This window comes from Brevibacillus sp. NRRL NRS-603, from assembly GCF_003013445.1.
Lineage (GTDB): Bacteria > Bacillota > Bacilli > Brevibacillales > Brevibacillaceae > Brevibacillus > Brevibacillus formosus.
Map to the genome: position 1 here is coordinate 58,352 of NZ_PXZN01000010.1, position 14,087 is coordinate 72,438.

At 48.1% G+C, this 14,087-nt stretch carries 15 protein-coding genes; 2 read left to right on the top strand and 13 right to left on the bottom strand.

Annotated features, from left to right (window positions below; genetic code table 11):
• Nucleotides 1–20: 20 nt before the first annotated feature.
• The 3 genes from C7R94_RS05745 to C7R94_RS05755 all read right to left on the bottom strand — a co-directional run bounded on the left by C7R94_RS05745 (nucleotide 21) and on the right by C7R94_RS05755 (nucleotide 1,316).
• Complete coding sequence (locus tag C7R94_RS05745; protein WP_106778950.1) at nucleotides 21–203, bottom strand: DUF4025 domain-containing protein; 183 nt, start codon at nucleotides 201–203, stop codon at nucleotides 21–23.
• Between the two features lie 119 nt (nucleotides 204–322).
• Nucleotides 323–817 carry a hypothetical protein gene (locus C7R94_RS05750; protein ID WP_106778952.1) on the bottom strand — a complete coding sequence of 165 codons (495 nt, stop codon included), beginning with the start codon at nucleotides 815–817 and terminating at the stop codon, nucleotides 323–325.
• Between the two features lie 73 nt (nucleotides 818–890).
• On the bottom strand, nucleotides 891–1,316 hold the full coding sequence (locus tag C7R94_RS05755) for a MarR family winged helix-turn-helix transcriptional regulator (protein WP_106778954.1): 426 nt from the start codon (nucleotides 1,314–1,316) through the stop codon (nucleotides 891–893).
• A gap of 388 nt (nucleotides 1,317–1,704) precedes the next feature.
• On the opposite strand from C7R94_RS05755, the gene lepB reads away from it, so the two are divergent.
• Nucleotides 1,705–2,265, top strand: a complete 561-nt coding sequence (gene lepB, locus C7R94_RS05760) for a signal peptidase I (protein WP_106778956.1) — start codon at nucleotides 1,705–1,707, stop codon at nucleotides 2,263–2,265.
• Nucleotides 2,266–2,327: 62 nt separating this feature from the next.
• Here lepB and C7R94_RS05765 read toward each other — a convergent pair whose 3' ends face one another.
• The 5 genes from C7R94_RS05765 to C7R94_RS05785 all read right to left on the bottom strand — a co-directional run bounded on the left by C7R94_RS05765 (nucleotide 2,328) and on the right by C7R94_RS05785 (nucleotide 8,013).
• Nucleotides 2,328–3,149 (bottom strand): M15 family metallopeptidase, encoded by an 822-nt coding sequence (locus C7R94_RS05765; RefSeq protein WP_106778959.1) that lies wholly within the window; start codon nucleotides 3,147–3,149, stop codon nucleotides 2,328–2,330.
• Between the two features lie 133 nt (nucleotides 3,150–3,282).
• Entirely contained in the window at nucleotides 3,283–5,316 is a 2,034-nt protein-coding gene (ggt, locus tag C7R94_RS05770; RefSeq protein WP_106778961.1) for a gamma-glutamyltransferase, read from the bottom strand.
• Between the two features lie 167 nt (nucleotides 5,317–5,483).
• Nucleotides 5,484–6,563, bottom strand: coding sequence for a phosphodiester glycosidase family protein (locus C7R94_RS05775; RefSeq protein WP_106778964.1), 1,080 nt, complete (start codon nucleotides 6,561–6,563; stop codon nucleotides 5,484–5,486).
• Nucleotides 6,544–7,050: a coiled-coil domain-containing protein gene (locus C7R94_RS05780; protein ID WP_047068093.1), complete on the bottom strand. Its 507-nt coding sequence runs from the start codon at nucleotides 7,048–7,050 to the stop codon at nucleotides 6,544–6,546. Before C7R94_RS05780 ends, C7R94_RS05775 begins: the two co-directional genes overlap by 20 nt.
• A 138-nt stretch (nucleotides 7,051–7,188) precedes the next feature.
• Nucleotides 7,189–8,013, bottom strand: coding sequence for an RDD family protein (locus C7R94_RS05785; RefSeq protein ID WP_106778966.1), 825 nt, complete (start codon nucleotides 8,011–8,013; stop codon nucleotides 7,189–7,191).
• A gap of 77 nt (nucleotides 8,014–8,090) precedes the next feature.
• Between C7R94_RS05785 and C7R94_RS05790 the strand changes: the two genes are divergently transcribed.
• A complete protein-coding gene (locus C7R94_RS05790) occupies nucleotides 8,091–9,071 on the top strand; it encodes a stage II sporulation protein M (RefSeq protein ID WP_106778968.1) in 981 nt (326 codons plus the stop codon).
• Here C7R94_RS05790 and C7R94_RS05795 read toward each other — a convergent pair.
• Genes C7R94_RS05795 through C7R94_RS05815 form a run of 5 tightly spaced genes read right to left on the bottom strand, consistent with a single transcriptional unit; the run spans nucleotide 9,038 to nucleotide 14,061 of the window.
• The gene (locus C7R94_RS05795) at nucleotides 9,038–10,408 is read right to left on the bottom strand and encodes a DUF58 domain-containing protein (RefSeq protein ID WP_106778971.1); all 1,371 of its coding nucleotides are present in this window, start codon (nucleotides 10,406–10,408) and stop codon (nucleotides 9,038–9,040) included. The two genes, C7R94_RS05790 and C7R94_RS05795, sit on opposite strands and share 34 nt — an antisense overlap.
• Nucleotides 10,359–11,279 (bottom strand): AAA family ATPase, encoded by a 921-nt coding sequence (locus C7R94_RS05800; protein WP_106778973.1) that lies wholly within the window; start codon nucleotides 11,277–11,279, stop codon nucleotides 10,359–10,361. Before C7R94_RS05800 ends, C7R94_RS05795 begins: the two co-directional genes overlap by 50 nt.
• Before the next feature lie 8 nt (nucleotides 11,280–11,287).
• Nucleotides 11,288–12,412, bottom strand: coding sequence for a DUF4350 domain-containing protein (locus C7R94_RS05805; protein WP_106778975.1), 1,125 nt, complete (start codon nucleotides 12,410–12,412; stop codon nucleotides 11,288–11,290).
• Nucleotides 12,405–13,031, bottom strand: coding sequence for a DUF4129 domain-containing protein (locus tag C7R94_RS05810; protein ID WP_106778977.1), 627 nt, complete (start codon nucleotides 13,029–13,031; stop codon nucleotides 12,405–12,407). The genes C7R94_RS05805 and C7R94_RS05810 overlap by 8 nt, the downstream gene beginning before the upstream one ends.
• Complete coding sequence (locus C7R94_RS05815) at nucleotides 13,024–14,061, bottom strand: DUF7847 domain-containing protein (protein WP_106778979.1); 1,038 nt, start codon at nucleotides 14,059–14,061, stop codon at nucleotides 13,024–13,026. Before C7R94_RS05815 ends, C7R94_RS05810 begins: the two co-directional genes overlap by 8 nt.
• Between the last annotated feature and the right edge of the window lie 26 nt (nucleotides 14,062–14,087).

Below are 14,087 nucleotides of genomic sequence, written 5' to 3' on the forward strand. Positions count from 1 at the left end.
CTCTGAACATTCCTGTGTTTTTACATCCTTTGTTCTCTGTCCTCAATGGTTCCCATCTTGTACATGTCACTGACCAGCTCCTGCGTCGTAGCCAGGCCATCCGTATATTCGTCTGCCTCTTGATAGTAGACGGCTCCGTCTGCATCCTCAGTGCCCAGCTCTCTCGCCCTGGATCGAGCCTGATCCTTCTCATAACCTGCCATATTCGTTCCTCCTTCCTTTTGGCTTCTATCCGCTTTAGTTTGTACGGGAATCTCCAGCTTTAGCCAAAAAAGACGCCTTGCCCAATTGAGGGACAAAGCGTCTTTATTATCAGCTATGCTTATTTTTCGTTATCGGATTCTGGAGCGATCATTGCCCAACCAGCTGCTGGAGCACTCACAGGAGTTACGCCACCAGTTGTAACAAATTGATCTACTCCTGGCATCATTGCCCAGCCAGCTACGTTAGAGATTACTGGAACATATTGACCACTTACCCATACGTACTCATCTTTACCTGGCATGATAACCCAGCCACCTTGTTGAGTCAAACCTTGAATTGGGGTAACGGTTTGTGGAGTCGCAGGTTTTACTTCTGGTTTAGTTGCTGGTGCAGTTGTTGTTGTTTCAGTTGCCGGCTTTTCTTCAGTAGCTGGTTTCTCTTCTGTAGCTGGCTTTTCATCTGTTGCAGGTTTTTCTTCTGTTGTCGTTGTTGTCGCTTCTGTTGCAGTAGTTGTTTCAGTAGCTTTTACTGCCTCTTCAGCAAATGCAGCTTGTGTGAAGAGAGCTGCTCCTAGGATACAAGAACTCATGATCAGTGTGCTTTTCTTTTTCATATGTGTACACTCCCATTCCGCGGTACACACTTTTGTCCTACACGAATGTCCCCAAACCCGAACTTAAGGCATGCTATATGCACTGCTGCATTTTCCTAAGAAAATACGTAAACTGTTCTAACTCGTCGTCAGTCAGATTCTCCAGCAGCTTTCCTACTAGTGCTCTCCTGTGGCACAAAAGTCCTTCCAGAGTTGGAACGGCTTGTTGTGACAAAGTGACCCACACGACACGGCGATCCTGATCATCTCGAACCCGGTCGATAAACCCGGCCTTGACCAACCGATTAAGTGCGATTGTGGTGGCACTATTGGATAACTTCAAAATAGTCGCCAGCTCAGAAACTGTGCTTCGTCCTTTTTGATGTAGCACACGCAACAAGATAAACTGCTTCGGACTGATTGACTCTTCCTCTAGCCAATTGTTAATAAAGAAACGAGCAATCTCGACAAATACTCCATCCAGTTCCTCAAGTTTACTGGCACGGGACATATTGCTCACGACATCACCTATTTTCGGAAAATTAATAATATAAGTACTTTTACTATAAAACTATATAGCCTAAGTACCGGAAGATCAATAGGACTCCCGAAATTATTTCTTTTCACGAAAGATATGTATGAGCCAGACAAAGTGTTTACCACTTAATATTTTTATTGTAAAACTTATTTCAAGAACATCTTAACTCAAACAGGAAAAACTGACAATAGGTTAGCTTGCAAAATAATGTTACGACTTTTTCGAGCTTCATCCATGAAGCCAATTATTTCCTTGAATCATCTTTCGTATCTATTCGTAAAGCATGTATAATGAGAAGACAGCCTTACACACACGAGGCATTTGACTCAGGCATATTTGCCACAGAAATCACATACATAGGAGAAATTCAATGGAACAAACAAAAACTACACCAAAATGGAAAGTGGAATTGCTCGATTGGTTGAAATCGTTTGTCTTGATTGGCGGATTGACTGCCTTTATCTACGTATTTGTCATGGCTCCCTACGTCGTCCAAGGGCGTTCCATGGAAAGTACGTTGCATGACCGCGAGCGCGTCATCGTTAACAAAGCGATTTATTACCTCAAAGAACCGCAACCTGGCGATATCGTCATCATTCATCCAGATGCAACTGGCGACAACTGGATCAAGCGCGTGGTCGCAGTAGCGGGTGACACCGTAGAAGCCAAAAATGATCAAGTGTATGTCAATGGCCAACCGCTCAGCGAAGAATACTTGGTCGAAAACAAGCTAAAAACTTCTTCGGCAGGTGTGACGTTAACCGAAGATTTTGACCCTGTGAAGATTCCTGAGGGCAGCGTGTTTGTCATGGGAGATAATCGCAACAACAGTATGGACAGCCGGGTCATTGGCCCTGTTCAACTGGATCATGTAGTAGGACGTGCAGAGGTCGTATACTGGCCGCTGTCCCAGATTCGCCTTCCACGTTAACATTTATTCAGGCAGCAAAGAGCCGCTCCTTATTGGGGCGGCTCTTTTCATTTTCGATGGCGTTATTTGTGGGCAATTGCCGCTTCCGAAAAATAATCCTCCAAAGTAAGGCCACCTGCCATAATTTCTTTCGCCATTTCCTTCCCTACATAACGCAAATGCCAAGGCTCATACGCATATCCAGTCGTATCTTCCTTGCCCTTCAAATAACGAATGACGAACCCAAAGTCTGCACAGTTGGCAGCCAGCCATATTCCTTCTGGTGTTTCAGCAAATGACTCTTCCAAGCGTGTACTGGAATCATATCCGGACACATCCATAGCCAAGCCAGTCTGATGCTCGCTCTTTCCAGGTACAGCACTGTAGGCTGCCGCATGTTCAGCACCTTGCGTCCTCACATACGTTTCGTACAGCGATTTTTGGGTCTTATACGAGCGGTAACCGGATACGGCATACAGTTCAATACCTTCTGTCTTTGCTTTGGCAAACAGTTCTTCTAATGCTTGTGCGGCTTCTGCTCTCAGCAATCGCTTCTCCACTTTTTCATCAAAAGGAAACGGCACATTCGGCTCTACCAAATCCGGTGGAATATAATCGCCAGGCAATGCCCGTTGTTTATTTACGACAACCGAGAGATCTGTTGCATTTGTAACGGTTGGCACTCCATCCACATCTTTTATCGTCTCTGCAAGAGATGCCCGTTGGGGACGTACTGTCGCCTCGTTATTTGGCTCAACTGTCGTCGACTGCGTTCCCTCACCTGCGGGCTGTCCATTCGACTCGCTGGATAGCAATCCGCTTAATGAGGGAGGCTCACATCCACTGAGTAGTGCTACTGATAGTGCTGCGACGATCGCAAGGCTGCTGGTGCGAATTTTGTTCATGATCGATCCTCCTGGTTCCTTACAGACACATATGTTCTGCTCTACCTTACCATGGAGTTATACGAATGAAAAGGTAGATAGGTCACGCTTTTTCGGAGGTGACAGACAGTGAATGGGTGTAAACGCAATCAGCCTACTTTTTGTTATTCAACTCGATGGACCGCTCTCCTTCCTTCCACATGACTGTATAGCCCAGCTTCTCGCCAACTTTCTTGACAGGCAAGTAAGGAGTCCCCTTCACCATGACAACATCAGACTGGAAGGACGTCACTTTTTGTCCCAACCCTAACAGCAGCTTGTTGGCCTGCACATAAGCTACTCCATCTATCATCACCTTTTGCTCTGCTGTGTATGGATAGACATTGCCGTTTACTTTTAAATCAAAGGGGCCTTCTTTTTCTTTAGGAGACTGGATTGGCTGAGCAGCCGTATACGCGATGGCATCAACCCCGAGTACAGTGCCCTCACGGGTGTTATCCGCTCCGCCGTACATTTTTCCCGTTTCAAAATCGTACACAATCGCTTGGACGTTGCCAATGTTCGTCGGCTCCTCAGCAAAGACGTGACCTTTTGCCATCAATTGCAGGATGACATCCTGGTCAATGCCCGCTTCCCACGTTACATTCGGATAGCTGCTTGAAAAAATGCGTGGTGCACGGATGGCATCCTCGATCTCCATTCCATGATCGATCACATTGAGAATCGTCTGTGATACTGAGGCGATAATCGTAGAGCCACCAGGTGAGCCAATTGCTAAAAAAGGCTTCCCGTCTTTTAGCACCATAGTTGGCGTCATGCTCGAACGTGGACGCTTTCCAGGCTCGACCTGATTGACACCGCCAGGAATCGCGTCAAAATCCGTAAGCTCATTATTGAGCATGAAGCCGTAACCTGGAACCATCACACCGCTGCCAAAAATGTCTTCAATGGTGGTCGTATACGCAACGATATTCCCCCATTTGTCCATCACAGAAAAGTGCGTAGTCTGCTTGACCGGAGATTGATCTCTCAGTTTCATGGACACCTCTGGCTTTTTGCCAGGGTCGTACTTCCAAGGGTCTCCTGCCACTACATTGGCATTCGCTGTCTCATCACGAATGAGCTGACGCCGTTCCTTGATGTATTCGCCCGCAATCAACCCTTTTTTCGGTACCGGATAAACGTCCTCGTCTGCCATAAAAGCCGCCCGATCTGCGTAGGCGAGGTGATTGGCCTCGATCAAATGATGCAAATAAGCTACCGAGCCGATCCCGTCCTTTTGGTTATCGTAGCCCTCCATCAGCTTCAAAATCTGAATGAGTGTCAATCCGCCAGAGCTGGGGGGTGCCATCGAAATCACTTCATAGCCGCGATACATGCCGCGGACCGGTTCACGTTCTTTTACTCGATACGCATGCAAATCACCGAGAGTCATGGAGCCACCCGTTCTTTGTACTTCCTCGACGAGAGCCTTGCCAATTTCCCCTTCATACAAGGCATCTGATCCTTTGTCTCGGATGATCTTCAACGTTTTCGCCAATTGGGGCTGAACCAGCATCTCGCCTTCTTTGAGTGGAACTCCGTTTGGCGCAAACACTTGTGCAGCAGTCCCGTGCTTTTTCAACTTTTCCATGGAATTGGCAATATATTGAGCGGACACCCAGTTGACGCGAACTCCTTTTTCCGCCAATTCAATCGACGGTTCTACCACTTTGCCCAAGTCCCATGTCCCATACAATTTAAGCGCCTGTTCTACGCCCAGCAATGTCCCTGGGACACCTACGGCCTGACCGCTCGTATGTCTCTCCTCAAATGGGATCGGCGTACCATTTGCCTGTAAAAACATATCGGGAGTCACCTTGGAAGGAGCCACTTCTCGACTATCTATCACCGTCACTTTGTTTTGATCCTTCACATAAATCATCATAAAACCACCGCCGCCGATACCGGACATATACGGTTCTGCTACATTTAGAGCAAATTGGATCCCAGCCGCAGCATCAATCGCATTGCCGCCCTTTGCCAAGATATCTCTGCCGACCTGCGCCGCTGCTGGATGAGAGACCGCGACAATTCCTTTTGTAGCTCCTTGCACACCTGCTGGCGCACCTGGGACTTTTCCCACAGCAAAATGTGGAAACGAAAGCACGGAAACAATCGTGAGGGCAACCAACATCCCTTTTTTCATGCGATCCCTCCTATTCCATTTCATCACTTCTACTATTATTATAATTTTCAGCATTTTTTAAGGTCAACCCACATTGACAGTTGCCTAGGCAAACTTTTCTCTACAGAAAAAAACACCCTTCTGCAGCAAGACTTGTCGTCTTCACAGAAGAGTGTTGCGATTTTTGCTTATGGCATGATGACCAAATTGCTCACCACGCGTCGTTCTTTGCCACCTGAGGGCATGTTCAAAAGCTTGCCATTGTAATAAAACGCACTGGAGCCGCCGCCGTCGAGGTTATACGCATCCACGACATGCCACTCTTGCAGCTTTCTTTGCGCTTCCTCCAACGTAACACCATGACTCCAGCCATCTCGTCTTCCGTCAATGACAATCAGCAGCAAATCGCCGTTGTCGAAATGACCGATCAGTGTTCGCGGTTGACGCGCATTCGCCCATTCACGTGGAATAGACAATCGCTTTCCGTCCTGCAAGAGACGCGGCAAGAAGCTCGCTCCCTGCAGTATCCCTTGTTGCGTAATTTGCGCCTGCGTCTTGATGTTTGTTCCGACCAGATGACCTTTGTTGTTAAAACCGACAAAGCTCAACTTCGCATTATTGGAAAAGGTGCGAATCTTGCCGTCAACAACCGTAATGCCTAGCGGAGTCAGATTGCCCTGCTTGTCCGCCATAAAGCCGCCTGCATTGATCGCCAGAATGGCTCCTGTACGCTTACCAGCTTGACTCGTCGTTTCTCCTTTACTTTTCACGGAGTTGTTGGCCAGCACCATTTTCAGCGCTTTCGGATCATTGAGGCGAACTTTGGCCATATAACCGCGGTATCCCCCTTCTTGCAGGGAATAGACCTTCACTGTCGAGTTTTTCCCGAAGTGTTGACCGATCGGCTTGCCAAGCATGTTGGACAAAATCGTGTCCAATACATCCGCAGATTTTTGTGTCTGGGATTTGCTCGCTTCAAGTGCGCTACTGATCTTCTTGTTTTGTTGCTCGTATTCTTTCTGTTCCTTTTTCGAGCGATCCCGGATGTCTTCGATGACGATTTCTACGTTTCGAAGCTGCACCTTGGTGTCGTTGAGCCGTTCCCCCAGCTCATCTGCTTGGCTCTTCGCTACGGCAGAAGGAAGCTTCAGGCCTTCTGTCTGGAGCTTGTCCACTGGATTGTCCAGCGCAAAAGCGACCAAAAAACCGAGAGCAGGCGCCAACAGAAAGAGAAAGAAACGGTTTATCTTACCAAGCACGGGCAGCATCCTCCAATTTTTTCAGAGATGCTTTCAAATCAACCAGCTGTTTGTTGAGTTGGTCAACCCGTTCCTGCAGAGCTTCTTTGGTCTTGTTCGTGCCACCAATGGTTTCGCCCGTCAATGCCAAATCTTCTTCCAGATTTCCCAGACCCTTCTGGACATTTTGCATTTCTTCCTGCACCAGAGTCAATTGATCTCCCAATGCCTTCATCTGCTTTTGATTATTTTCTTGAATTTGATCAATTCGTTGGTTTACAATTTGTTGCTGCTTGTCCAACGTATAAACAGCAAAGGCATATCCAGCATAGGCTAGTCCTACCCAGACCAGAACGGCCAAAACGATCGGTAGTAAAGGACGCTTACCTTCAGTCTGGGAGGGAATCAATGCCTGAAAAAGACTGCCTCTTCTGCGTCTTCCTTTCTGCTTCCCGTTTGCCGGGAGTGGCAGTGTGGGTGACGAAGTCGATGACGCTCCCATGTATTTGTCGTCCATCGGCTCCCTCCTCCTTTCTGTGACATAGAGTGAGGTTTCATTATAACATAGAAAGTTTTTGAAGCAGCATTTTGCTGAATAATGGGAAAATACGTCGAGAAATAAAAATACCGCCACTTTTTTGGGCGGTACTTTGCTTTATTTTCGGAGTTGAAATTCGTTTTGCAGCTGATTGTGCAGTCTTTGCAAAAACAAGATCGGGTCTTCCTTGTTGGTGTGTTCGTCAATAAGCTCTAATTTTTTGCGCATGATGCTGGCAATTTGATTCCCGAGTTCATATTTTTTTGCTTGTGATAAAGAAGATAATCTGCTGATGAAGGAGGAAAGCAGCTGCCAGTCCTCTCGGGTAATCGCTTGTTTTTGGCGCTCATCAAGCACGAGTAGCGCATGATTCAATTCAAAGCCGTTTGGCTGTTTGTCTTTCTTTTTCAGAAAAAGAGTCGAGTGCTGTCCTGACTCCACCACAACAATCGTGCCCGCTACCATATCGCCAATTCGCTTATCACGGGGGTGGAAAAAGCAGACGAGCGCCCCGAGAAAATAACCTGTTGGCATTGCGTCGATGATGCGAAACAGATTCCGGATCGTTGAGGAAACAAAAGTCGCAGGCTGTCCATTATCACGGATGACCCGGATTCCCACCAGCCTTTTGCCAACGGTTTGCCCGCCCCAGAACGCTTCCAGTAACCAATAGTAGCCAAAGTTCACGATAAAGATAGCCAGTAGAACGATGGCAATCGTGTAGTTGTCATCATCCAGGAAAAACCCTTCATCTTTTCCAAATAAAACTATACCAAACAAAATAAATACAGTAAGATTAACCAGGAGCAAGATTCCTGTATCAATCAGCATCGCAGTGGCGCGGCTGCCTAGACCTGCCGTCTGAAATCGCAGCATAACATGCTCGGGTGTCACAACAGACGCTTCCCGATTTGACCCATTGACGTATGTCGGTTCATTCATGATGTTTTTGTTCCCCCCTCGAAACTTTGAGTTTTTTTCGAGTTATGACACAATCGCTAATGAAGGAGGCATTATACATGGATATTACCTCGTTTTGGCACAAGCATAAAGCCTCTTGGGCCGAACTAGAACAACTAGTGGAGCGGTTTACCCGACAACCTCGGCACATCAATGCTACCGATATAGATCGCCTGACACAACTATATAAGAAAGCATCTGCTCATTTGGCCTATGTACGCTCCTACCATCCCGCTGACGAGATCACCCTCTACTTAAACCAACTCGTCTTGCGCGCACATAATTTGGCTTACAAGCAGCGAATAGGCAGCTGGCAGCAGCTCAAGCAATTCTTTGGCAGCTACTTGATGGGTCTCGTACATAAGCGAATGAGCTTCATTGGTGTGGCAGCGCTTCTCTTCATCATCGGTGGTATTTCTGGTTTTGCCGCTGTCATGGTCGATCCACTCAACCTGTATTATGTATTGCCACAGGGGATGGCTGAGCAGATCGATCCATCCAGGCTGGGAGAAGGGCACGAATCCCTCGACAGTCCGGTCATCTCCACGATGATTATGACCAACAACATCAAAGTCGCGATGCTGGCCTTTGTCAGTGGAATTACGTTTGGAATCGTCCCCATCTACCTTCTCTTATTCAATGGTCTTCTGGTTGGAGCTTTGGCAGCCGTCTACTATCAGGCAGATAGCAGTTACGCGTTTTGGGCCTACATTTTGCCACACGGCGTGATCGAGCTGACCGCGATTTTCATTGCTGGCGGAGCAGGGCTTCACATGGGATACCGTCTGCTTGTGCCCGGCCGCTACGCTCGAAGACATCAATTTCTGGAGGCGGCAAAAGAGTCTGCGCATTTGCTGTTGGCTACCATCCCACTTTTGTTCATCGCGGGAATCATCGAGGGCTATATTACTCCATCGAGTCTCTCACTTGAAGCCAAGTACATCGTAGCTTTCGGCACATTACTTTTGCTGGTTGCCTGGTACCTCGTCGGATACAAACCGGATTCTCACAAAGCTTCTCTTGATTTGATGTCCAAATAAGTATTGATAACCGTCAGCGTCAATTGATCGGCCGGAACGTCCAGTACCTGGATACCCGCGCCGATCATTTTTTGTTGAAACGCCCTGCGATCGAGCTGGAACCGTTGAGCTACCGCCTTCGTAAACGCCAAGCTGCTGTTGCTCGTGTCTATATGACTCCATTCATGCAGAAGCGGATCTGCCAAAGACAGCAGCAAGAGCAAATGTGAACGGCGCATCCGCCACAAATAATTGCTCAACTGATCTTCGACGAGGTAGTTCTCCATATCTGAAAAGAGAACCACCAAGCTCCTTCTCTTTTGCTGACGATTCAAAAATTCAAGCGCCTTCGACGGATCAGCCTCAACAAAATCACTCGTTAGGTTGTAGGTTGCCTCCAAAAGGGTATGCAAGTGACGCAGCCCTCTGCCTGGAGGTATGTACGTCTTGATCTCATGCGAATAGGCTAGTAATGCTACCTGATCTCCTTGACGCAATGCTACTGCCGCTAACGTGAGAGCAGACTCCAGCGATCGATCCAGTCTCGTCTGATTATCCAGCTCGACGCCCATCAACCTGCCGCAATCGATCAGAATGGTAATTACCTTGCCATGCTCTGGTCGATATTGGTTCGTCATTAGACGTCGAGAGCGTGCTGAAGCGGACCAGTTAATCATCCGTGGATCATCGTCAGGAACGTAATCGCGGATCGCATGGAATTCCGTACCGGCTTTCGCCCTGCGCATGATTTTCTTCCCGTCCACGATCAGGCTCTCCTGAAGCGAAGCCAAATAGCCACGAACAGCTGAAAGGTCTGGGTATACCTTGATCGTTTGTTCACACGCAAAGCGGCTTTGGCGATACCACAAGCCGAGCTTGCCATGCCAACGCATGTAAAGCCAGCGGAACACGTACTCTCCACGTTCTTTTCCTCTTGTTTCAAAACTGATGTTGGTTAAGGGTTGCTCCATCACACCTATGACCGGTCCGGCTTCTTCAAATGACAGCGGAAGATCATCCACGATGGAATACGCAACGGATTGCCCACTATTATTGGCAAGCTCAAGCTCGATCGAGAACGATTGTCCGATATCCGTCTGCTCAGGCAAGATTCGGCGGATCGACAAGTCTCGGCGTTTTGGGATGGTAACCCAATCCAAGATGCTAGCGATCAGGAGTAAACCGTTGTACAAAAAGAATATCGAATAGCCAATCTCCAGCAGAAATCCGACGATCGCGATGGGTGTGCCTAGCAAAACTGCCAAAAGCAGTCGCTTGGATGGCAAGACAAAACGGTCTGCCAAAAAATCAGCGAGGAACTGGAATAGCCGCCAGCGTCTCTTCGATGATGTGGTCACTGGTACCCCCCTCCAATTCTACCTGCGGTGACAGAATGAGTCGGTGCCGCAATGCGGGGCGGGCCACCATCTTCACGTCATCAGGCGTCACAAACTTGCGATTGTCCAAAAGCGCCCAGGCTTTGCTCGCCATCAACACGGCGATTCCAGCACGAGAGCTGGCGCCTAAGAGCAATCGTTTCGTTTCGCGTGTATTGCGTATCAGTGTCGTAATGTACTCTAGAATCGAATCATCCACAACCACTTCTTCTAATTGGCGTCGCTTCTCCAAAATCGCCTCCCATGTAAAGAGCGGCTCTTGATTCCGATCGTGGCTGCGCTTGTTGGGAATATGTTTGGCGAGAATTTGCTTTTCATTTTCATGCGAAGGATAAGACATCGTTAGCTTGAACAAAAAACGATCGAGCTGTGCCTCCGGCAACACATACGTTCCTTCGTACTCTACCGGGTTTTGCGTAGCGACGACGAAAAACGGATCTGGCAAAGGATAGGTGACACCATGTATCGTCACTTGCCCCTCCTCCATTGCTTCTAAAAGAGCCGCTTGGGTTTTCGGGGGAGTCCGGTTGATCTCATCCGCCAGCAATAAGTTAGCGAAAACAGGACCTTTGATTGTCTCAAACTGGTTCTGCTGCATATTGAACACCACATGACCAATAATGTCCGATGGCATCATGTCAGGCGTAAACTGGACGCGCTTGCTCACGCCCCCCATCAATTCCGATAAGGTCCTTACCATTTTCGTCTTTCCGATACCAGGTACACCTTCTAGTAAAACGTGTCCACCGGCAACCAAAGCGGTTAGCAGCAGCCGAACATTTTGCCGTTGACCAACCAGCTCTTTTTCCATTTGTTTCAATAATTGCTCCACAGTAGTTGTCACTCCTTCTCCAGACGCTTCGTAATCTCATCCAACAAAAGACTGTCTGCAAGCAAGCTCTTTGGCGAGTATCGCCCTTCGCTTTTTGCCTGTTCCAGTCGTTCCAGCAGATGAGCGAATTTCTCTACCTCTTGATTTGTCCATCTTGTTTTGGCATATCGCACGATTTCCACACGATCTGCTCGTTGATGCACTCCCCACCGATCGTACAACAGCTGTCGCATGTATGCTTCTCGATGTCGCAACGCATCCTTTGCCAGCCCTCTTCGCTCATACCAGCTAGACACGGCGAGCAACGTCTCATCACCACGGCGCACCGTCCACTCCCTAAGCGTATAGACTGGTCCGAAACGTTTTCCTCTCCACCACACATACAGCAAAAGCAGGATACCGAGCTGCATGCAAGCGGCTATGAGCCATCCTGGGTAGATCGCTAAAAAACCTGGTTTTTCTAGCAAGCCATGATGGTATTCGTCTACCCAAAGAACAGACCAATCTCCTTGTACATGCGGCCAGATCGCTTCAAAGTGGGACAGTCGATCAATTTTTTGATTGGTTAGCCATTCCGGTACGAGAAAAAACGTGACACTTCCATCTCCTACCTCTGTTCTTCCCCCGAGTATACCCTGGTCGTCGTAGAGAAGTGGCTCCATGTCGTCATCTTCTACAAATCTCAATGAGGTCTCTGCCTTGCCCATGAACCTGCCCTGAACGAGAGGTCCCTGAATGTTTCGCTCCTGATTTTCTTTATCCCGGATGTACTTCGTATGAAAGGGAAGGTCTTCCCACTCTGGTCTCGAGTGAAAGAGAATCAGGTCATTCCCTTCACTGACCCAATCCAGAATGTCTATCTGTTCCTCTGGCATCAGTCTTTCCGGCTCTACTACGAGCATGGCCTGCCCAGTTGCTGTCGGTAAAAACCGCATAGGCTGCCGCCATTCCTTTACCTGCTTGCCTTTTTCCTCCAGCAGTACGAGCACAGCCTTGATTCCGCTTGGCTGTGCAGACGAAGCCAAATACGGCGGAAGAGGCTCAGCTGTAGGCTTGACGATCAACCAGCCTACGATGACGAGCAACAAGGTAGCCACAGCGATTCCGACACGATAGGTACGCAAACTATCCATGCTGCCCCTCCTCACGCCAGATGCCTTCCAGTTCGTTTACACGCCGCCAGAACGACCCTTCGTCAACAAGTGCCTGCCCGTACCAAACAGCGTCGAATTCTCGTGCGAAGCTGCCGAACACATCACGTAAGTGGGGCTGATTTGCTTCAATTTCTTCTGCGTATTCCCAATTCGTTTTCCATTTCTCCACACGAACCCATGACTTCATTTGCAAATATACCAACAACGCCAAAAACAACGAGCGTTCTCCTTCCCGCCATTCTCCTCGCGCTGCTTTTTCTTTCGCATCGCGCAAATAGTCTGCATGTGAACGTATTTTTTCACCGTCCATAAACAGAGGTCGATGCTTCTTCTGTTCCCAAATCATTCTGCGGAACAACCAGTAAATGATGCCGACCAGTCCCAGTACTGCCGAAATGAGCACGAGTGTAGATACGGTATTAGCCGCCCCAGATGGAATATGGGTCCACTCAAAAAGGTCGGCGATCAGCTCGATCACAAACTCCACCGCTTTTTGAATCCAGTTCTCTCCACTGCCTTGGGGCAAATTGAACTCGTCTCTGGCTAGAATCTCTTGCAAATGCTCCTTGTCATCTACCCAAGGACTCGTGCTAATCATGTGTAACTCCCGGCTCTTGTGCAGGTGTAGGAGCTGGTGGTTCTACTGGTGCAGATGTGGCAAGCTGACGGCTTACCAGCTCTTGTAAATCTGTCCCGTCTTTTCTCACACGCAGATCAAAGTAAGCCAAAGCGTAAACAATGGCCATCCAAGGGCTCAAGAGGCAAGTAAGTGCAACCAGAATAATTTGCGCGAGGATAGATGTACCTAAGACACCAGTCAGTACTAATTGCATGCCGCTAGAGAACATTGAGTAGATCACACTAAGAACAACAAAAATACCGAATAACCGCCAAAAGTTTCCTTTTGTCAAATTCCAGCTTTGACCGATTCCGACACCATCGCGTTCGAATAGAACGAGCGGCATATAAAACCCCCAACGAATTAAGAAAAAGCCCGGTACGAGCATCATCCCAGCAATTAAGAATAAATAGCCGAATAAAATCAGAACGATCATAAACACGATGCTGCCTTCATCTGACGGATCAAACATGGTTTCCAATGTCATTCCACCAGCAAAGGCGATGATAACAAAAATCAATCCATATACGATGACAAATGCTGTTGACACTGCAAACGCGATTACTCCATATAGGAAAGTACTGCCCGCGAGCGGCCAAAATCGGCGAAGTGCCCCCTTCAAGGCATCTTTTAAGCGCAAGGTCTCTCCCTCGAGAGCAGCCTTCGTCAGTAAAATCGAACCGGAAATCATTTGCGGATAGGCGATGATCAACAGGGCCGGTCCGACAAGGAATATGAATATGAGCAACATAGGCAGGCTTTCTGTCATAAATTCTTCTTGTCCGGCAAATCTTGCGCCTAACGATTCTGCAAAGTCCATACCTTCTGTATCTTGTGCGAGCAAAGGCACTCTGGTCAAATCAACCAGAAGCAGTTGCTGCAGGAGTAATAATGGACCGAACCAAATTAAAGCCAACAAAAAGAATGCTCCAAAATGCTGGCGATACACTGAAAAGCTCTTGTCCAACAGCTTCCCCACTCCCATGGGGGCAATCGGCGTACGATTCATGAGAAACCTCCATCTTTCTTTTTGAG